Annotated in this window: 18 protein-coding genes, 1 pseudogene and 1 riboswitch; of the genes and pseudogenes, 8 read left to right on the forward strand and 11 right to left on the reverse strand. The window is 33.9% G+C overall.

Going from position 1 to position 21,411, the window contains the following annotated elements; all coding sequences use genetic code 11:
• Positions 1 to 115 precede the first annotated feature (115 nt).
• The 10 genes from lysA to IEU88_RS05250 all read right to left on the reverse strand — a co-directional run bounded on the left by lysA (position 116) and on the right by IEU88_RS05250 (position 11,746).
• Positions 116 to 1,381: a diaminopimelate decarboxylase gene (lysA, locus tag IEU88_RS05205; RefSeq protein WP_096809772.1), complete on the reverse strand. Its 1,266-nt coding sequence runs from the start codon at positions 1,379 to 1,381 to the stop codon at positions 116 to 118.
• Between the two features lie 3 nt (positions 1,382 to 1,384).
• Complete coding sequence (locus tag IEU88_RS05210) at positions 1,385 to 2,458, reverse strand: alanine racemase (protein ID WP_103373468.1); 1,074 nt, start codon at positions 2,456 to 2,458, stop codon at positions 1,385 to 1,387.
• Complete coding sequence (locus IEU88_RS05215) at positions 2,458 to 3,612, reverse strand: amidohydrolase (RefSeq protein WP_096809776.1); 1,155 nt, start codon at positions 3,610 to 3,612, stop codon at positions 2,458 to 2,460. Before IEU88_RS05215 ends, IEU88_RS05210 begins: the two co-directional genes overlap by 1 nt.
• 215 nt (positions 3,613 to 3,827) lie before the next feature.
• Positions 3,828 to 4,547, reverse strand: a complete 720-nt coding sequence (gene dapD, locus IEU88_RS05220; protein WP_103373469.1) for a 2,3,4,5-tetrahydropyridine-2,6-dicarboxylate N-acetyltransferase — start codon at positions 4,545 to 4,547, stop codon at positions 3,828 to 3,830.
• A 22-nt stretch (positions 4,548 to 4,569) separates the two neighbouring features.
• Positions 4,570 to 5,292 (reverse strand): 4-hydroxy-tetrahydrodipicolinate reductase, encoded by a 723-nt coding sequence (gene dapB, locus IEU88_RS05225; protein ID WP_103373470.1) that lies wholly within the window; start codon positions 5,290 to 5,292, stop codon positions 4,570 to 4,572.
• On the reverse strand, positions 5,289 to 6,176 hold the full coding sequence (gene dapA, locus IEU88_RS05230) for a 4-hydroxy-tetrahydrodipicolinate synthase (protein WP_096809784.1): 888 nt from the start codon (positions 6,174 to 6,176) through the stop codon (positions 5,289 to 5,291). The genes dapB and dapA overlap by 4 nt, the downstream gene beginning before the upstream one ends.
• 1 nt (position 6,177) lies before the next feature.
• Positions 6,178 to 7,167 (reverse strand): aspartate-semialdehyde dehydrogenase, encoded by a 990-nt coding sequence (locus IEU88_RS05235; RefSeq protein WP_096809786.1) that lies wholly within the window; start codon positions 7,165 to 7,167, stop codon positions 6,178 to 6,180.
• A gap of 54 nt (positions 7,168 to 7,221) precedes the next feature.
• On the reverse strand, positions 7,222 to 8,424 hold the full coding sequence (locus IEU88_RS05240) for an aspartate kinase (RefSeq protein ID WP_096809788.1): 1,203 nt from the start codon (positions 8,422 to 8,424) through the stop codon (positions 7,222 to 7,224).
• A gap of 87 nt (positions 8,425 to 8,511) precedes the next feature.
• A riboswitch (Lysine riboswitch) is annotated at positions 8,512 to 8,690 on the reverse strand.
• Positions 8,691 to 8,877: 187 nt separating this feature from the next.
• A complete protein-coding gene (locus tag IEU88_RS05245) occupies positions 8,878 to 9,708 on the reverse strand; it encodes an aldo/keto reductase (protein ID WP_096809790.1) in 831 nt (276 codons plus the stop codon).
• A gap of 433 nt (positions 9,709 to 10,141) precedes the next feature.
• The gene (locus IEU88_RS05250) at positions 10,142 to 11,746 is read right to left on the reverse strand and encodes an ABC-F family ATP-binding cassette domain-containing protein (RefSeq protein ID WP_103373435.1); all 1,605 of its coding nucleotides are present in this window, start codon (positions 11,744 to 11,746) and stop codon (positions 10,142 to 10,144) included.
• Between the two features lie 144 nt (positions 11,747 to 11,890).
• Between IEU88_RS05250 and IEU88_RS05255 the strand changes: the two genes are divergently transcribed.
• The 6 genes from IEU88_RS05255 to phoU all read left to right on the forward strand — a co-directional run bounded on the left by IEU88_RS05255 (position 11,891) and on the right by phoU (position 17,712).
• On the forward strand, positions 11,891 to 12,802 hold the full coding sequence (locus tag IEU88_RS05255) for a CvfB family protein (RefSeq protein WP_103373434.1): 912 nt from the start codon (positions 11,891 to 11,893) through the stop codon (positions 12,800 to 12,802).
• A 302-nt stretch (positions 12,803 to 13,104) separates the two neighbouring features.
• The gene (locus tag IEU88_RS05260; protein ID WP_096809793.1) at positions 13,105 to 14,049 is read left to right on the forward strand and encodes a PstS family phosphate ABC transporter substrate-binding protein; all 945 of its coding nucleotides are present in this window, start codon (positions 13,105 to 13,107) and stop codon (positions 14,047 to 14,049) included.
• A gap of 196 nt (positions 14,050 to 14,245) precedes the next feature.
• Positions 14,246 to 15,175, forward strand: coding sequence for a phosphate ABC transporter permease subunit PstC (pstC, locus tag IEU88_RS05265; RefSeq protein WP_096823805.1), 930 nt, complete (start codon positions 14,246 to 14,248; stop codon positions 15,173 to 15,175).
• A gap of 1 nt (position 15,176) precedes the next feature.
• Positions 15,177 to 16,088, forward strand: coding sequence for a phosphate ABC transporter permease PstA (gene pstA, locus IEU88_RS05270; RefSeq protein WP_103373433.1), 912 nt, complete (start codon positions 15,177 to 15,179; stop codon positions 16,086 to 16,088).
• A 96-nt stretch (positions 16,089 to 16,184) separates the two neighbouring features.
• A complete protein-coding gene (gene pstB, locus IEU88_RS05275) occupies positions 16,185 to 17,060 on the forward strand; it encodes a phosphate ABC transporter ATP-binding protein PstB (protein WP_096809796.1) in 876 nt (291 codons plus the stop codon).
• A 7-nt stretch (positions 17,061 to 17,067) separates the two neighbouring features.
• On the forward strand, positions 17,068 to 17,712 hold the full coding sequence (gene phoU, locus IEU88_RS05280; protein ID WP_096809797.1) for a phosphate signaling complex protein PhoU: 645 nt from the start codon (positions 17,068 to 17,070) through the stop codon (positions 17,710 to 17,712).
• Positions 17,713 to 17,830: 118 nt separating this feature from the next.
• Here the strand turns inward: phoU and pepF are convergent, their stop codons facing one another.
• Positions 17,831 to 19,639, reverse strand: a complete 1,809-nt coding sequence (pepF, locus tag IEU88_RS05285; RefSeq protein WP_103373432.1) for an oligoendopeptidase F — start codon at positions 19,637 to 19,639, stop codon at positions 17,831 to 17,833.
• A gap of 263 nt (positions 19,640 to 19,902) precedes the next feature.
• On the opposite strand from pepF, the gene IEU88_RS05290 reads away from it, so the two are divergent.
• Positions 19,903 to 20,250 carry a hypothetical protein gene (locus IEU88_RS05290; RefSeq protein WP_103373431.1) on the forward strand — a complete coding sequence of 116 codons (348 nt, stop codon included), beginning with the start codon at positions 19,903 to 19,905 and terminating at the stop codon, positions 20,248 to 20,250.
• Positions 20,251 to 20,528: 278 nt separating this feature from the next.
• Positions 20,529 to 21,272 (forward strand): annotated as a pseudogene (locus IEU88_RS05295) (MerR family transcriptional regulator).
• Positions 21,273 to 21,411 lie beyond the last annotated feature (139 nt).

A 21,411-nucleotide genomic window follows, 5' to 3' on the forward strand; every position in this document is an offset into this window, starting at 1 on the left:
ATATTTAATTACGGTGGCTTATTGTATACATAATACATATTATTTCATATCAGTATAAACTAAATGAAAAGTGGTTCCATCAACCTAAAGTAGGGGATAGAACCACTTTTTTAATTTATTTAGTATCATTTATAATTAATTGTCTTAAAGATTGACGTTTAATGACTTCTCTTGCTTTACTATCTTTCAAGAAGAATACTGAGGGCTTTTGCATTTGGTTATAATTTGAAGCCATTGAGTAGTGGTATGCACCTGTAGATAAGATAGCTAAATAATCCCCACGTTTTACTGTGCTAGGTAATTGGGCATCTTTAATAATAATATCTCCAGATTCACAAAGTTTACCTGCAATGGTTACAGTCTCATCTTTCGGGTCATTTCTATTAATTAACAAAGCTTCATACTGAGCATCGTATAACGCTGTACGAATATGGTCGCTCATACCACCATCTACAGACACATATTTATTAACATCGGGGATGTTTTTAATTGTACCTACTTCATATAGCGTTATACCTGCTTCACCAACAATAGATCTTCCTGGTTCGATTCCAATTTCTGGGAGTGGGTAGTCAAACTGCGTAGAAAATTGTTTAATAGCATCAGTAATCTCAGTTATACCGGTTTCAATAGGGAAACTTACATCTCCTTCAACATACTTAATGCTAAACCCTCCACCTAAGTTAATCAGTTCAACTTTTATATCATTTTCTTTCAACCATTGAATTACAATTTTAGCAGTTTCAATCATAGCTTCTGTACCTTCAATTTGTGAACCTACATGGAAATGGACACCTTTTAACTTCAAGTGTTTTGAGTTTATTACTTTTTCAACGCCTTGAATCGCTAAACCATGTTTGATTGATAAACCAAATTTACTATCTTCTTGCCCAGTTTGAATAAATTCATGTGTATGTGCTTCAACACCTGGGTTTAACCGTAATACTACATTTACTGTTTCACTTGCATATTTATCAATCAGTTCAATTTCTTCTAAAGCGTCAATCACAATATATCCTACTTTACTTTCTAACGCGTATTGAATTTCATGCTTTGTCTTATTATTACCATGAAAATGAATATGCTGGGGATCGAAACCAGCCTCTAAAGCTGTATATAACTCTCCCTCAGAAACTACATCAAGTTCAAGGCCTTCTTCTTGGACTAATTTCACCATTTGTAAACAAGTAAACGCTTTAGAAGCATATGAAATACTGTATTTTAAATTACTTTTTTGAAAGGCTTGATGAAATCGTTGCATTTGTGCCCTAATTTGATTTTCATCATAAACGATAGTGGGGGTGCCAAAACTCTGTGCTATTGTTTTAAGACTAGTGCCTCCCATTGTAAGCTCGCCATAACTATTATATTCTACTGCCATAATTTATCTATACTCCTTTATTAGTGAGTCATGATTCATTGCGCTTAACTGTTCAGAATTCGCGCCAACACCTTTAAACGTAAATTCATCAATGCGAATATCATTATTATATAATAATACTTCATCCTGTGCATGAACATGATGATCTACTTCAACAAACATATGACTCATCATCAGTGCACGAATGGGATAACGTTTGCCATTGATAAGCGCCTCATGTTTGGCCCTCGATTTAAGGATACCATCTCCATAGCCAATATCAACTACTGCTAATTGTGTATGATTGTGCGTAGCTTCAAATGCAAAGCTGTAACCACAATAATCACCTTCATTTACTTCACGTACTTGAATGACATTGCCTTTTACAGTCAAAGCTTGTTCAATGGATTTTTCATCAATTGTAGCATAAGGTCTTGAACCGTATAATGCTATACCCACACGAGCGTGTGTATGATTTTCAAAAACACCATGTTCTCTATAATAACTTGCACTATTTTGCGCATGTATCATATCAAATTGATAACCTTCATCTAACAAGTTTTTAACAACCTTTAACCACGCTTTACGTTCTATATCATATTCAGGCACGTCAAATTCATCTGCATAACCAAAATGCGTCCATAAACCTGTAATGTGCACTTTCTCATTACTTTTATCATTACGATGGTGAATGAGTACTTCTCTTATTTCATCAATGGTTTTCAAACCAGAGCGATGTAATAAATTTTCATATTCTAAATGAACTTCAATACCTTTTAAATCTTCTAAATGCTGATAATAAAATGCTAAAGATGGCAATGTCATTTGAATTTGGTTATCACGTACTTTATCAAATTCATATACAGCATTCATTAAAAATATAGTTGCGTTTGGCGCTAATTGTCGTATACGTATAGCTTCTCTTAAAGAAGTTGTACTAAACGTATTGATGCCTGCTTCTAAAAATTGATTAACTGCAAATTCCAATCCATAATGATAAGCATTGTTTTTTACAACTGCCATAAGTTGATTATTTTGAATTACTTTTAGCGCATTATTATAAAATCTTTCAGTGTCTACAGACCAAATTGCTGTCATTATGCTTCCACCTCGCCATAAGATTTTAAAATAGCTTCATAATAATCTGCAATCTTAATCAACATATATTCATTAAAGTTTAAATGAGCGGTATGCAACCCAGTTACATATCCTTTCGACACGTCTCGCACACCAACAAATACAAAATAACTTGGAGCAAGTTGACTATAAAAACTAAAATCTTCACCAAATAAATACGGTGTCGGTTTATCAATAATTGTAAAACCAGCATTTTCTAAGCCATGTTCAACATGCTTGCGTAGTTTTGGCGCATTATATGTAGGTGGATAGCCTTCTTCAAACTTCACTTCACAATCTACATTAAACAATAATTTGACACTTTCAGCAATCGTCTTCATTTGTTGTTTAACTGATTCTAAATCATTGATATCATAAGTTCTTATCGTACCTTCTAAATATCCGTTACTTGGCACTGTATTGATCGCTTCTCCAGCTACAAAGTGTCCCATATGCACAATATTTCTCTTTAATCCATTTAAATGGAATTGCTGTATTTGACCGACTTGACTTAATACATGTTGTAAGGCTTCTCCAGCTGAATAACCTTGCTCTTTATCCGCTACGTGGCTAGACAGGCCAGTTAAGTAAAAGCGATATTCGGTCGCACTTGCCGTAATTTCTTCATCTCGAATTACAACATGGCCTTCGTCTTCAAACGGCATAACATGGATACCAAACACTGCTTCTATAGGGTAATTTTCAAACGCACCTGCACGAATTAAACGGTTTGCGCCGCCGCCAGTTTCTTCAGCTGGCTGGAAAATAAAAACGATATTTTGAGGCAATGTCCCTTGATCTGCCATAGCTTTACATCGTTTAACAAATAACATTAACACAGTTGTATGTCCATCATGGCCGCACGCGTGCATCACATTATCAGTTAAACTTCGATAGGGAACATCATTTTCTTCAAAAATAGGTAACGCATCTATATCTGCGCGATAAGCAATTGTATGTTTTCCATTACCTGGAAGATATGCAATTAATCCCGTATCAAGAGGGCGCTTATACTCAACGCTAAGATTATCTAAAAATGCTGCGATATAGTCTGTCGTTTCAAATTCTTGTAGGCTTAATTCTGGATGTTGATGCAAATGACGTCTATGTGTTGTTACAAATTCTAACTCATTCATTAAAATCAAATCCTTCTAGTTTATTAATTTGTTTAAACATAAAACTAAATCAACGTCTAAACTTTTATGTATAAAAAAGAGGAGGTTAGACGAACATCATAAATTGATATATACATATAAATTAATGCGTTTATCAATCATTAGATGTTATTTCGTCATAAACCTCCTATATAAATATTTTAATTTCAGCTTCTATTTATCATTTAAATCAATTATTAATCATTTAATTTTCTTAAAGCTGAAACAATTTCACGTTTTGAATCTTCTACTTCACTTGTTTGTTTAATGACTTTAGCTGGTGTGCCTGCAACTACCGAACCAGCTGGTACTTCTTGGGTCACAATTGCACCGGCTGCAACGATTGATCCTTTACCAACACGAACACCTTCCAAAATAACTGCATTCGCACCGATAAGCACATCATCTTCAATTATAACTGGTGAGGCACTTGGTGGTTCAATTACACCAGCTAATACTGCACCAGCACCAACATGAACATTTTTACCAGTAGTAGCACGACCACCAAGTGTAGCATTCATATCTACCATAGTACCTTCGCCAACAACTGCGCCAATATTGATAGTCGCACCCATCATAATAACTGCACCATCTTCAATAATAGCTTGTTCACGGATAAATGCACCGGGTTCTATACGTGCATTCGTATTTGTTAAGTCTTTCAATGGGATAGCTGAGTTACGACGATCCATTTCAATTTCTAATTCATCAATACTCGATTGATTATTTTCATAAAACTGTTTCCAATCATCCGCTTCACAAAAGATAACCTTTGAATCAGAACCGCCAAAAACTTTAAAACTTTCAGGGAAGGTTACATTGTCAAACTGCCCATTCACATAAACTTTAAGAGGTGTCGATTTCTTTGCATCACTTATATATTGAATAATCTCTTCTGCCGTTAAATGTTGTACCATAATTTAATTCTCTCCTTAGTGATTATAAATTATCAAATGTGTAAAAATCATTTGATTTATGAATTAATTTTTCTGCTGCGCCTATTGATCCATTAGCAAATATATCTTTTGATTGAGCACGATGCGTAATTTCAATTGTTTCATCCGTTCCCGCAAATAAAACATCATGTTGCCCCACAATAGTTCCACCCCGGACCGAATGTATACCAATTTCATCTTGTGTACGTTTTGCATTTGTTTTATGTCTATCATACACAGGCGTCGTTTTATCGCGTAATGACTCGATCACATCATATAATTTCACTAATGTGCCACTAGGTGCATCTACTTTCTTATTGTGGTGTGCTTCTGTAAGTTCAATGTCGAAATCTTGAAGTAGTGGGACAGCCGCTTCTAAAATTTTAGTTAGCGCATGGACACCGTAACTCATATTCGCACTGAAAAATACTGGCATTTTACTGCTAAGTTCTTTTAATTTTTCAACGATTTCCTCTTTTTCCCCGGTTGTTGCAATTACCAATGGTAGTTTAAATTCATCATCTAATAATGGTAACAATAACTCTGGATTTGAGAAATCAATTGCAACATCTGCATCCTTAGCGTCTGAAATACGTTCAAAAGTCGGGTAAGGATACGTTTTTGATGAATCACGTACAATTACACCTACGACTTCATGTCCCTTTTCTTCGGCTAATCTGGCCACGCGTTGATTCATGGCACCATAACCTATTAAAATGATTTTCATGCTTGGTCACCTGCTTTAAATTGTTCATATGCTTGTTCTAATGTTTCACGCTCAGCATCTTGTAATTTCACTAGCGGAAGGCGTACTTCATAATTACCAAAACCTTCAACTGCAGTGAGCGCCTTAATTGGAATAGGGTTAACATCAATTGCTAAAGCGTCTAATAATGTTTGAATAGGGTGAAATTGTACTTCAATATCTTCTCCCTTTTGCTTAGCATTATATAATGATTGGAATGCGTTTGGTATTACATTTGAAGCTACTGAAATAACACCGTGACCACCTTTATCAAAATAGTCAACGACATTATCGTCATTTCCACTATATAAAGCAAAATGATTTAGATCTAAACGTTTTTTTAGTTCGTCCATATATTCAAAATCATTAGTAGCGTCTTTTAAGGCTACAATATATTCATTATCACTCAAAGTTTCAACCGTTTCAGGATTAATCGTCATATTTGTACGTGATGGTACATTATATAAAATGACTGGTAATTTCACTGCATTAGCAATAGTAGTAAAGTGTTCAATTAAACCGCGTTGATTCGTTTTATTATAGTATGGCGTGATAAGCATAATACCATCTGCACCAATTTCTCTAGCACGTACTGAAGCTTGTATAGACTTTTCAGTATTGTTTGTACCTGTACCAGCAATAACTGGTACTTGGCCATTTACATAATTCACAACTACTTCTAAGACTTGGTCTTTTTCTTCGTCTGTTAACGTTGGATTCTCAGCTGTAGTGCCATTAACCACAATACATTTTGCATCGTTTTCTAATAAATATTTTAAATGTCTTCTCAGTGCATTTAAGTCTATTTCATTATGTGTAAATGGTGTTGTTAAAGCGACACCTACACCTTCAAATATATGTCCCATATTATTTTACTCCTTTCAAGCTCATAACTTGGTCAAGCACTTGTACTGCATTTAAAGCCGCGCCTTTCAATAAGTTGTCAGAAGTACACCAAACATGGAAAGTATTGTCTAATGAATCGTCGCGACGAATTCTACCAACAAATATCTCATCTTTACCTGTAGAGTGAATCGCTAATGGGTATTCATTCTGTTCTGGATTATCAATAAGTACTACACGTTGATCATTTTCAAAGAGTTGTTGAATTGCTTGTACTGAAGCTTCTTTTTCTAGCGTAACGCTCATATGCACACTGTGACTATCTTGAACAGGCACACGGACGCAAGTCGCTGTTACTTTTAAATCATCATCTTTTAAAATTTTTCTTGTTTCATCAATCATTTTTTGTTCTTCTTTTGTATACCCGTCTTCAAGAAAAGTATCAATATGTGGTAACACATTATTATAAATAGGATGCGGATATGCTTCTGGTTCTTTACCATTTGCACCTTCAGATAAATCTTGTCTTCCTTTAACTCCTGAACCTGAAACTGCTTGATAAGTTGTATATGCTACGCGTTGTAATCCAAATGCTTCTTGTAATAATTTCAAAGGTACAACAGATTGAATCGTTGAACAGTTTGGATTTGCTATAATTTTTCTATTTAAGATTGGCTCATTAACTTCAGGTACAATTAAATCAATATCTTCTACCATTCTCCAATGACTAGAGTTATCAATAACAATTGCACCAGCTTTTTCAAAAATAGGGGAGAAATGCGCACTTGTACTACCACCAGCGCTCATTAACACATAATCATAATGTTCTGTTGCAGCTTCTTCTGTTAATTCTCTAACTGTATATGTGCTGCCTTGAAATTCAATTTTCTCACCAGCAGAACGCGCAGATGAAAATAGTACTAATTCATCAAATGAAATGCCTTTGCGATTGATTGTTTCTAACATTTTTCTTCCTACTAAACCAGTTGCGCCCGCGATTGCTAATTTTGTCATATCTCATACACTCCATTTTCATTATTTTATTAAATTTGATTATATTAAGAAAATTCAGATATCAAATGTTTCGTATAGTGCTTGAACGGCACGTTCACCATTTTCAGAATCTATAACACATGAAATACTAATTTCTGATGTTGTCGTTTGATAAAAGGTAATACCGTTTTCGATCAGTGTGATAAACGCTTTTGAAGCAACACCAGACATATCACGCATACCAGAACCAATTAATGAAAGTTTAACGTATGCTTCATTAATCTTGAAGTCTAACGCATTAAATTTTTCTTTTAATGATTCTAAAATACGTGTGATTTGAATTGCATCTGTGTCTTTAATCGTAAACGACATTTGCAATCCTTCCAAATTTATTATTTGAGAAATCATATCAACATTAACAGATTCATTCTCTAAATGATTAAATAAATCTGTTAATAGTCTGTTATCTGGCAGGGGATGGCTAATAGTAACGTGCATCATATGTGTATCTAAGGCAACACCCGTAACTGCTTTTTTTTCTAATAATTCTGCTTGTGACATAATCCATGTTCCTTTCACATTTGATAAAGTTCTTCCTAAATATAGGGGGATATTATAATTGTTTGCTAGTTCAACACTTCTTGTTTCAAGTACACCAGCACCTAAAGCACTCATTTCCATCATTTCTTCATACGAAACGTATTCAAGTCGCCTTGCGTCTCTGTAGACTCTAGGATCAGTAGCGTATACGCCGTCTACGTCTGTATATATTTCACAGGTTGTTTGATTACTAGCAGCTAAAGCGACAGCCGTGGTATCTGATCCCCCGCGACCTAATGTCGTTACTTCAAACTCATCATTGATACCTTGGAACCCTGCGATTACTAATACATCATTACTTTCAAAAGCATGTTCAAATGTGATGGGATCAATTTCTGCAATACGACTTTTTAAATGATGGCCAACTGTTTTAATACCAGCTTGGTAACCTGTCATCGCTTTAGCATTGACGCCAATATCATTTAATACCATTGATAAATATGATACGGTTTGCTGTTCACCAGTAGTTAGTAACAATGCGAGTTCTTGATCTTTTGGTGTAGTTGTAAGCGTTGAAACATTAGCCATGAGTTCATCAGTGGTTTTACCCATTGCGCTAACTACAACAATGAGTTGTTCACCATTTTCAACTCTCGTTTGTAACATTCCGGCTATATTTTTTATTTTTGTAAAATCACTTACCGAAGAACCTCCAAATTTCAAAACACTTCTTCCCAATTCTATATCCTCCTCATTTAATAGGGGAGAATCACAATGATATAAAAAAGAACAAGTCCGGAATGCGAACCTGTTCTATAATTTATATACAAGTGATGCACTCCATTATTTTAAAATAATGACAGACTCTTAGCTCTTAACCATAAAGTCCAACTTGTTATAAGCTGCTATTATAACTGTTTCGGCATCTCACCCTTTCAAAATTAGCTGCTAGCAGACAGGTTCTTCTAAAATTTACTAATGATTGATGCGCCTCATCAAAACTTATTTAATTTTTGTTTATGACTCATATTATACATACGGTTATATGTACTGTAAACCGCTTTTACAAAGTTTTTATAATTTACTGAAAAATTAAACTATTTTACACACGTTTTACTTTATAAGTGTAAATGTATCTATTTTTTAATATGAAGTTTTTATACGTTAATAATATAAAGATTAAGCAAAAACTTAAAATTCCTCATATACAGCAGGATCTTGGTCTTTACGTCTACCATCTTCTCGCGTAAGCGTATCTATTTTCTCTAAATCATCGCTATCTAAATAAAAATCAAAAATATCAATATTTTGAAATTGTCTGGCTACCGAGGTAGATTTTGGAATAGGGACCACGCCGTTTTGTATATGCCATTTTAATATAACCTGAGGTATGGTTTTATTATGTTTATCAGCAATTTCGGTAATCTTTTCATCATTGATAACATTCGACGCACGGCCCAACGGACTCCACGCTTGAGTGACAATGCCTTTTGATGCATTATACTTAACCATTTCTCGTTGATTGAAATAAGGATGTAACTCAATTTGATTTATGACTGGTAAAACGCCAGTTTCCTTTTCTAGTGTTTCAATATGTTCAGGTAAAAAGTTACAGACACCAATTGATTTGACTAAACCAGCTTTTTGGGCATCAATCATAGCTTGCCAAGCTTCAATATATTTACCTTGTTTCGGATTTGGCCAATGGATTAAATATAAATCCAAATACTCGACGCCCAAACGGTATATTGACTCCTGTATTGCAGTAAGCGAAGCATCATAATCTTGATAACGACCTGGTAATTTGGAAGTTATAATGATTTGATCTCGCGGTACATTACTCATTTCAATAGCCTTACCAACAGTGCCTTCATTTTCATAATTATATGCTGTATCTAATAAACGGTAACCTTGGTCTAACGCACTTACAATCGCATGCGCGCCTTGCATACCGTTCAGTTTATATGTACCGAAACCTATTTGAGGAATAATTTGCCCATCAAGCATATTTAACTGTTCCATTTATAAATACCTCCATCATTGTATAGTTATTTTGAATTATATAATTCAAAATAACTTATTCATAGTAATCAGCCTGAGCATAGAAGCTTATCTTGCATCATAAAACATAAAGGGGAAGGGTGTTTGCGTTTTTCCAAGCAGCGTTTATTGGCGCTCTCGTTAAGATGGATAGTAAAAATACAAAAAACAAGGATATTGCATAAGCACTATTAGGTTTAAGTCAATTACTTGAAGTAAGGACTATGTATAAGTGTTAGTAAATTCAAAAGAAGGCTTATAATGTCTACTCATCTTCATAAATTGAATAAAGTCGTAGCTCTCTGAAGCGTTGACGCTTTACAAGTTCAATTCAAATAGCTATTGCCAATATGATATTAAATAGGCTGAAACATCAATAGATATCTCAGCCTCTAATCTTTATAAACGCTATTTATTATTTACTTAAAATGCCTGTTTCTTGTAGATAAGCTTCATATGAGATTTCTTTAGACAATCCACCAGCAGGGTTTAAGTCAATCACACGGTTAGCAATTGTATTGATAAACTCAAAGTCATAAGATGTGAATATCATAGAACCTTTGAAATTTTTCAAACCATCATTTACCGCTGTAATACTTTCTAAGTCTAAGTGGTTAGTAGGCTCATCGAGCAATAACACGTTAGCACTTGATAACATCATTTTACTTAACATGCAGCGCACTTTTTCGCCACCTGATAAAACACTCGCTTTTTTCTTAACTTCTTCACCGCTAAATAACATGCGTCCTAAAAAGCCACGTAGGAATGTTTCAGTTTGTTCGTCTTCAGGCGCATATTGACGTAACCAGTCAACAAGATTCATGTCTACACCTTCGAAGTATTCAGAATTATCTTTAGGGAAATAACTACGTGAAGTCGTCACTCCCCATTTAACTGTACCTTCATCTGGTTCCATTTCACCAGCTAAGATTTTAAGCAACGTTGTTTTAGCAAATTCACTATCTCCAATTAATACGGCTTTATCATTAGGGTACATTGTAAATGAAATGTTATCTAACACTTTTACACCGTCAATTGTTTTCGACACATTCTCAACAAACAATAAATCATTACCAATTTCACGTTCCGGCGTAAATTTTACGTATGGATAACGACGTGAGGAAGGTTGAATATCATCTAGTTCAATTTTTTCTAATTGTTTTTTACGACTTGTTGCTTGTTTAGATTTAGATGCGTTCGCAGAGAAACGAGCAACGAAATCTTGCAATTCTTTAATTTTTTCTTCTTTTTTCTTGTTTTGTTCTTGAGCCATTCTCATAGCTAATTGACTTGATTGATACCAAAAATCATAGTTACCAACGTAAACTTTTATTTTTCCATAATCTAAGTCAGCAATATGCGTACACACATTATTTAAGAAGTGTCTATCGTGTGATACTACGATAACTGTATTTTCAAAGTTGATTAAGAAATCTTCTAACCAACTAATAGCTGGAATATCTAAACCGTTTGTAGGCTCATCAAGTAGAAGGACGTCTGGCTTACCAAATAAACTTTGGGCCAAAAGGACTTTTACTTTTTGATTGTTTTCTAATTCAGACATCTTTTTATCTTGTAAATCTGCAGAGACGCCTAAACCAGATAGCAGGGAGCCCGCGTCTGCTTCAGCGTTCCAACCATCCATTTCAGCAAATTCGCCTTCTAATTCCGCTGCTCTAATTCCGTCTTCATCACTGAAATCTGGTTTCATATAAATTTCATCTTTTTCTTTCATAACTTCGTATAAACGTTCATGACCTTTAATTACCACATCAATAACACGTTCATTTTCGTATGCAAAGTGATCCTGTTTTAAAATTGCTAAACGTTCATTTTTCCCCATAGAAACATGACCAGATTGCGCATCCAATTCACCAGATAAAATTTTTAGAAACGTTGATTTCCCAGAACCGTTCGCTCCAATCAAACCATAACAATTGCCTTCTGTAAATTTAATATTTACATCTTCGAATAGTTTACGATCGCCAAATCGTAAACTCACATCAGTAACTTGTAACATGCATTTGCTCCTTTTTCGATAATCTAACGGACAAATTATAACACAATTATCCAGGAGTTTCGACCATTCTCAATGTGATGATGCTTGTTTCTTTATACCATGTTATAATAAATAAGAATAAATTTAAGTACGAAGGAGAACAGTATGGCCCAAGACGAGAAAAATATTGTAGGTTCCATAGAGTTTCTTGAAGTTATTGGATTAGAAGGATCTACTTACAAGTTACAAGGACCGAATAAAGAAGAAGTTAAACTCAATCAATCCGAAGTGAATGAAGAAGATGAATTAATCGTAGGCGAAGAATATAGTTTCTTTATTTATCCAAATAGATCAGGGGCATTATTTGCTACACAAAATATGCCTGATATTACCACTAGTAAATATGACTTTGTAAAAGTATTAAAAACAGATCGCGATGGTGCACATGTTGATGTCGGTTTGCCTAGAGAAGTATTAATACCTTGGATTGACCTGCCAAAAGTAAAAGATGTATGGCCCATTCAAGGTGACGAGGTGTTAGTAACGTTGCGTATTGACAGTGAAAATAATATGTTCGCACGTTTAGCAACAGAAACGATTGTAGAATCAATGTACACACCCGTATACAACGATGAAATGCAAAATAAAGTGATTGAAGCTCGACCATATAGAGTATTAAGAATTGGGAGTTTTTTACTTTCAAAAGATGGCTACAAAATATTCGTACACGAATCTGAACGTAAATCAGAACCGCGTTTGGGTGAAAACGTAGAAGTCCGAATCATTGGTCATAATGAAAAAGGTGAACTTAATGGATCATTTTTACCACTCGCACACGAGAGACTTGACGAAGATGGCCAACACATCTTTAACCTATTAGTTGAATATGAAGGAGAGCTGCCGTTTTGGGATAAATCAAGCCCTGAAGCAATAAAAGAAGTATTTAACATGAGTAAAGCTGCATTTAAACGCGCCATTGGCCATTTATATAAAAATCAAATTATTACAATTGAAACTGGTAAAATAGCATTAACTAAAAAAGGATGGAGCAGAGTCGAAGACGAGTTTTCTCTATAGTTAAAAAATAATATTTGAGCACTTTTTATATCTTCCCATATAACACAAATATTTGTGTTATATGGGATTTTTTCATATTACGAATTCTAATTAATTTATCACATGCAAGAATGCAGTTGTATTAATGTTTATAGGAAAAGCACTATTGATCATAAAAGGGTATGTGAATTTTGTAAATGAAGTCAATAAATTCTTAACATAACTTTTACACTAAATCCACTTGTATTTAACAAACAACCTGTAGTATTAGCAGTGTAATAAATACATATAACTTTTGGGTTATTTATTAGGAGGATGTTTCAATGAAAAAATGGCAATTATTTGGTACTACAGTAGTTGGTGCTTCACTTTTATTAGGTGCTTGTGGCGGTGGAAATAGCGGTTCAGGCGAAGAAGGCGGAGAAGTCAAAGGCGACGGTTCATCAACAGTAGGTCCAATCATTGAAAAATTAAATGAAAAGTTCGCAAAAGATAATTCAGATGTTACAGTTTCAAACGGTACTTCAGGAACTGGCGGCGGATTTGAAAAATTCATCGCAGGTAACACTGATTTCTCAAATGCGTCTAGACCTATAAAAGATGAAGAAAAGAAAAAATTAGACGACAAAGGTATTAAATATGATGAATTCAAAATTGCGCAAGATGGCGTAACAATCGCAGTCAATAAAGAAAATGACTTTGTAGACGAACTGACTAAAGAACAATTAAAAGACATTTACTCTGGTGAAGCTAAAACTTGGGAAGATGTAAACTCAGAGTGGCCAGACAAAGAAATTAAAGCATTTTCTCCTGACCAGTCTCACGGAACATATGATTTCTTTAGCGAAGAAATTATGGATAAAGGAGATATTAAAGCTGAGAAAAATGCTGATACAAACGTGATCGTTCAATCTGTGGAGAAAAACAACGAAGGTATCGGTTACTTTGGTTATAATTTCTATACACAAAATAAAGACAAACTAAAAGAAGTTAAAATCAAAGATGAAGACGATAATCTTACTGAGCCAACTAAGAAAACAATACAAGATGGCTCATATGCATTAAGTAGACCACTTTACATCTACACAAACGAGAAAAAATTAAAAGATAATAAAGGATTCCAAGACTTCATGAAATTTATAATTGAAGATAAAGGTAAATCAGCTGAGAGTGCAGGATTTGTTGCATTACCTGATAAAGATTACAAAGATCAAGAAAGCAAGTTAAACGACATTATTGGTAAAGATAGCGACAAAAAAGAAGAATAAACTTATTAACAATTTTTAAGGTTGGGATTCAGAAAGTGGGGAACAAAGTGATAGCAACTGCATCATTTTGTCACTCACCTTCAAGTTCAATTCATCATATTTAATCATCTAGTGAAATGCCCCTGATGTTTAAGATGAAGAACAATCCTAACCTTTGTTTTAATATTGCGAGTCTATAAGAAAGAAGGGTATTAAAATGACTAATCAGAAAATCTCTGTTAGTGAAATGATTGCTCAAAATAACGCTAAGAAAAAAGGGATTAGCGATAAAATTGTGCCAATCATTTTAGGCATCATCGCTATTTTTTCAATATTAGCGACAGTTGGTATTATTGTCACATTATTAACTGAAACAATAACATTTTTTACACGCGTACCTATAACTGAATTTTTATTTACTAAAGATTGGAACCCATTCTCTTCAACGCCACAATATGGGATATGGGCATTAATCTTAGGCACACTTAAAATTACGGCTATTGCCACATTTGTTGCGGTACCAATCGGTTTAGGCGCAGCATTATATCTAAGTGAATATGCATCTACTAGGGTTAGAAAAATAATCAAACCTATTTTAGAAATCTTATCAGGAATTCCAACAATTGTATTTGGTTTCTTTGCACTTACATTTGTTACACCTGTACTAAGAAGTATCTTCCCTGAATTAGGCAGTTTCAACTCTGTCAGCCCTGGGATTGTAGTCGGTGTTATGATTATCCCTTTAATTTCTAGTATGAGTGAGGATGCGATGTCATCTGTTCCAAACAAAATGAGAGAAGGCGCACTTGGTTTAGGCGCAACAAAGTTTGAAGTTGCAATAAAAGTAGTCTTACCAGCAGCAACTTCAGGTATTATGGCATCTATTGTCTTAGCCATTTCTCGTGCAATAGGTGAAACAATGATTGTATCACTAGCCGCAGGTAGTACACCGACTTCTTCATTAGATTTAACCGGTTCAATTCAAACAATGACTGGATATATCGTACAAGTTGCTACAGGCGATGCTACATTCGGCTCAGATATTTATTACAGTATCTACGCTGTTGGTTTTACTTTATTCCTATTCACCCTCGTGATGAACTTAATCTCACAATGGATCACGAAACGCTTTAGAGAGGAGTATTAAAATGGCTGAGACAAAAACGAAAACACTTGTTAATCAACAGACAATTGAAAAGAAACTTTCTAGTCGATTAACTACAAATAAATTAAATAAATGGGCATTTTTCGCATGTACGATGATTGGTTTACTATTTTTAGCTGCGTTAATTATAGATACTTTAATTAAAGGTGCTGGTCATTTAACACCTTCATTTTTCACTAGCTTTTCATCTTCTACGCCATCAATGGCTGGCATAAAAGGTGCATTAATAGGGACGATATGGTTAATGGTTACAATTATTCCTATTTCAATTATTTTAGGCGTTGGCACAGCAATTTATTTAGAAGAATATGCTAAAGATAACGCTTTAACTAGTTTCATTAAAGTATGTATTTCAAATTTAGCTGGTGTGCCTTCTGTCGTATTTGGTTTATTAGGACTAACAATATTCGTTAGGGGCATGGGGATTGAGGCACTTGCTTTAAGTAATTCTGTATTAGCAGCAGCCTTAACCATGTCACTGCTTATATTGCCTGTTATTATCGTTGCGAGCCAAGAAGCAATTAGGTCTGTACCGAGTCCAGTTAGAGAAGCCTCATATGGTTTAGGTGGAAATAAATGGCAAACGATTCGTAGAGTCGTTTTACCAGCAGCAATTCCTGGTATTTTAACAGGTTTTATTTTGGCATTATCACGCGCATTAGGTGAAACAGCACCACTAATATTAATTGGTATACCAACTGTATTATTAAGCTTACCATCCAGTGTTTTCGACCAATTCCAAGCGCTACCAATGGCAATCTATAATTGGGCTAAATTACCTCAAGATGAATTCCAAAATGTGGCATCTGCCGGTATTATTGTCCTACTTGTTATTCTATTATTAATGAATGCAATTGCAATTTTCTTAAGAAATAAATACAGCAAAAAATATTAAAGTTATTTCAAAATTCAATTTAAAGGTAATGACTATTTTTGGGGAAAGATTAATCATATTTAATTTATAAATAGTCAATAAAAGGAGTTTTTAATTATGGCTAAAGAAACAATTAAAAAAGAAAAATCAGAATTAGAAACACATGCAGCTCAAAATGCAACACCTATTACAACACTAGATACAGAGCTAAAAGCTAATAAAACACCTGATAGGGAGAAAAAAATTATTTATTCTACTAAAAATTTAGATTTATGGTATGGCGATAATCATGCTTTAAAAAATATTAACCTGGATATCTTAGAAAATAATGTAACTGCTATTATTGGCCCGTCAGGTTGTGGTAAATCAACTTATATTAAAACATTAAATAGGATGGTCGAACTCGTACCCTCTGTTAAAACAGCAGGTAAAATTATCTACCGTGATCAAAACATCTTTGACGATAAATATTCAGTTGAAAAATTGAGAACGAATGTCGGCATGGTATTCCAACAACCAAATCCTTTTCCAAAATCAATCTATGATAATATCACTTACGGACCAAAAATACACGGTATTAAAAACAAAAAAGTACTTGATGAAATCGTAGAAAAATCTTTACGTGGCGCGGCAATATGGGATGAATTAAAAGATCGGTTAGATACGAACGCTTATAGTTTATCAGGAGGGCAACAACAACGTGTTTGTATAGCACGTACTTTAGCCATCGAACCTGATGTAATATTAATGGATGAGCCAACTTCTGCGTTAGATCCAATTTCAACTTTAAAAGTAGAAGAACTCGTACAAGAGCTCAAAGAAAAATATTCAATTATTATTGTTACACACAATATGCAACAAGCAGCACGTGTTTCTGACAAAACAGCATTCTTCCTTAACGGTTATGTAAATGAATATGACGACACTGATAAAATCTTCTCTAATCCTTCTGATAAACAAACTGAAGATTATATCTCTGGACGCTTCGGGTAATTAATATATGGCGATTAGGCAAAAATACGAAGGCCAATTAGAGGCATTGATTAAGGATTTACGTCGACTTGGCCTCCGTGTATATTATAATATCGAATATGGATTAAAGTCGTTAAGCGAAGAAGATAGAAACTATGCACGACAAACTATAGCTAATGACAAAAATATTAACGCATTAGAAACCGACATAAATGAAAAAGTCATCATGTTGATTACGAAACAACAACCTATTGCGACCGATTTAAGATTGATGATGGCAGCTTTAAAAATCGCTTCTGATTTTGAACGTATTGGTGATAATGCAGCTAACATTGCAGAAATTAGGCTACGTGCTAAGATTATCGATCAGTTTGTACTGACAAGATTAAATACAATGGGCAAACTTGCATTACTTATGCTCAAAGACCTCGATGATGCAATCAAAAAGGATGACGTTACGTTGATTAAAGAAATCATTGAAAGAGATAAAGACATTGATGATTTGTACAAACACATCGTTAATACCACGTATTTAATAGACAACGATCCTTTTGTCGCAGGACAAGCTCATTTAGCTGCCAGACATTTAGAGCGTATCGGTGACCACATCAGTAATATAGCAGAGAGTATTTTTTATTTTATAACAGGCAAACGCTATGAATCATACGATTAAACAAAAAAGCACAATGGCACGGATTAAGTAAGTTCCAATACTTTGTTTGGAAACCCACACTTAAAATCGTCATTGTGCTTTTTGTATATACTGTATCTTTTACATATATTAACAGTTGCTATTCAAATTCTATCTCATCCGTCAGTTGTTCCAAGTCGTCAACTAGCTTACCTATATAGCCAATTGTAGCTTTTAATGGCTGATCAGTGGTTATGTCAATGCCAGCTATTTGAGCTAATTCTACAGGTGATGTACTTCCACCAGCCTTCAATGTATTTAGCCAATCATCAACGGCAGGTTGACCTTCCTTTTGGATACGTTGTGACATGACTGTACCAATCGTTAAGCCTGCTGAATAAGTATATGAATATAATCCCATATAGTAATGCGGCTGTCTCATCCATGTTAATTCTGCACCTTTAGTAAATTTAACACTATCTCCAAAAAATTGTGAATAAACGTCTAACATAATTTGGTTTAGCAATGGAGCAGTTAATGATTCGCCGTCGTCCACTTTTTTATACACTTCACGTTGATACGCAGCTTCTAATAAATGTGTTACCATATTATGATAATATGTTCTAGAGACAATAGAACCAATAACCCATCGTTTAAATTTAGCGTCATTACTATTTTTGAATAGATAGTTAGCCATCAACATTTCGTTCATAGTTGAAGGTGCTTCTACAAAATACATTGATGGTTCTGACTCTAAATAATTTTGATGGCTTTGCGCTAATGTAAAATGCCCAGCGTGTCCTAATTCATGCGCTAAAACAAATGTTTCGGTCATTTTACCAGTCCATGAAATAAATACATATGAATGTGTAGTATATGGGCTTGCACAATAAGCGCCAGTATCTTTACCTTTATTTTGCGCAAAATCTATCCATCTATCTTGATAAGCTGTTTCAACCATTTTTAAATAATCTTTACCTAACACATTTAATGCACCATAAATATATTCTTTAGAATCTTCAATTGAAATATCTGGCTCATAATCAGGGTCTATAGATACTTTTAAATCTTCAAAATGCATGACCTCTAATCCGTGAACACGTTTAATTAATTTCGCATATTTTTGCATGATAGGTGCTAAATCACTCATAATCACATCAATTTGACGATCAAACATATCTCTAGTTACTTCTTGATCTTGCAATAAATAATCTATGACAGAATCATAACCACGTAAATCTGCTTCTATTTTTTCTTGTTGAACTTGCATATTATAAGTAGCAGCAGTGGTATGTTGATACTTATTCAACGCATCGCTAAATTTTTTAAAGCTAATTCTTCGGAATGCTTCATTGGGATGATCTTCATATTCATTCTCAAACGTGGCGTAATCTAATGGATATGTATGACCATTATGTTCAAACGACTCGAAGTCAATATCTAGCATTTTAGTGATACCATATAATTCAAAAGGACGTTCAAATACAGGTGATAAACTGGCTAATGTCTTTTCGACTTCTGGGCTAAGTTGATAAGCTTTTTTCTCTTTTAATTTTTGTAAAAAATGTGGATATTTTGATGTTGCAATATAATCATTTAAAACATCATCAGAAAGTATTAATATTTCTGACTCTACAAAAGATAATTCACTAGCAATTTTGCCGTAAGAATTTGAAAATTTAGAACTTAACGATTGTGCTTGTTCGTTCGTTGTATCTACACTTAATCTCAATTCAGCGTAATTAGCCATTCTATCTAATTGGATAAGTATGTTTGAATAGACGTCTAACGCTTCCTCAATTGTGTCAGGTTGATTTAAACGATATACATAGGTTTCATTAAAGTTTTTCGCTAATGTAATCGTTTCGTTTAAAGTTTGATAAAAAGCTTCATCTGAATTAAATAAAGCTGTAATGTCCCAGGTCTTTTCAGAAGGGACTTCATTTCTAAATGGTAGTATTTCAGCCATTTAATCACTCCTCTTCATATACACTTAATTTAATATTAATTATACATGAAAGCACCTTAGAAAATACAATTGTTAGTTTATAAACAAACCGGAAGTATGTTAATGAATGTAACTGTATTTAAAACATTGACAATTGACGTGACTATGCCAATATTTTAATATAAAGTTATACTACTCAGGACTGAATATAAATAGGTTTTCTTTTAGTATAATTAGATTGTTATGATGACAATATATGTCGAATGATATGAGGAGCGCTATAAATGACGATTTTTGATTTGCCTAATTTTTTGTGGATTTCTTTAGTAGCTGTTGTAGTGGTTACATTATTCTGTACGCTTGTTTTGAACAAATGGTTTTCGGCAGCAATTTTAACATTTATTGTCTTGGCTATTGCTGCATTTTTAATACCTAATTTTGAAAATATTACATATGAACCGTTGTTAGGTTTTGCTGCGTTTATGGCAGTGTTAAGTTTAATTATGAGCTTTTTAATATGGTACTTTACACGTGACTTTAGGCGCAAACGTCGTGAAAAGAAAGCGATAAAAGAAATGCGTAAACGTGGTATTACGCCAGAAAACGATACAGAAGAATATAAAAGTAGATAATTTGTAAAAAGCTGGGGTACCAATTGTTATCTCAGCTTTAAGTATATATTAACGATAAGTGATCGAATTAATGTTTGGAATTATATCCTTTTTTTCGGTTCAAATGTTAACCGCTTATGAATCTCGCGAGATAGAAGCCTTTTAAAACTAAGATTTCTATCTCGCGTTTTACTATTTATTATTGAGAATGCTAATGAATAAAAAGAAAGCATTTCGTATTGACCTTAACGTTACGTAAGACATTATAGTTAAGCTATGAGGAGGTTAAGTAAATGGAAATGACAGTTAAAGGGCTGGCCGATTTAGTTGGTATTAGTGTGCGTACATTACATTACTACGACAGTATTAACTTATTAAATCCTACAAGCATATCTGAATCAGGTTATAGATTATATTCTGAGGGCGATTTAGATAAGCTACAACAAATCTTGTTTTTCAGAGAACTTGATTTTCCTTTAAAAAAGATTAAAACAATGCTCGATAATCCATTATTTGATCAGCAAGCAGCGTTAAAAATGCATAAAAAAATGCTAATAGAAAAAAGAAATGGTATTGACCAAATGATACAAACGATTGATCAAACATTACTACATCTGAAAGGAGAATTATCAATGACAAATGAAGAGAAATTTAAAGGCTTTGACTTTAATAAAACGAAATATGATAAAGAAGCACGTGAAAAATGGGGCGAGAAAATTGTAGATAAAGCTAATAATCGTATTAATTCTTGGTCAGTCAAAGAAAAAAATGCTAAATCGGAAGCAATGAACCAAATTTTTAAAAAGTTTTCAGAACTTAGAACACAATCGCCAGGATCAAAAGAAGTACAAGCAAATGTACAAAAATAGTACAACTATTTAAATTCAAATATCGACTATAATTATACATTGGAAGTATTTAAAAGTTTAGGGGATATGTACGTGGCTGATGCGAGATTCACTAAAAATATCGACCAATTCGGCAAAGGCACTGCCCAATTGATTAAAGAAGCTATAGATATTTATGTAGAAAACTGTCAGTAATAAACAATTTCAAACCAAGTGTACAACCAAGACTTTAGACTGATAAAATAGCGTGCAGCGTTTGCGACAAAAACCAAGTTTTATCTTTAAATGTCATATTGGCTATAGACAACTTGAATCAAAACATAAAGTCCCGCTT

Source organism: Staphylococcus nepalensis (assembly GCF_014635045.1).
Classification (GTDB): Bacteria; Bacillota; Bacilli; order Staphylococcales; family Staphylococcaceae; genus Staphylococcus; species Staphylococcus nepalensis.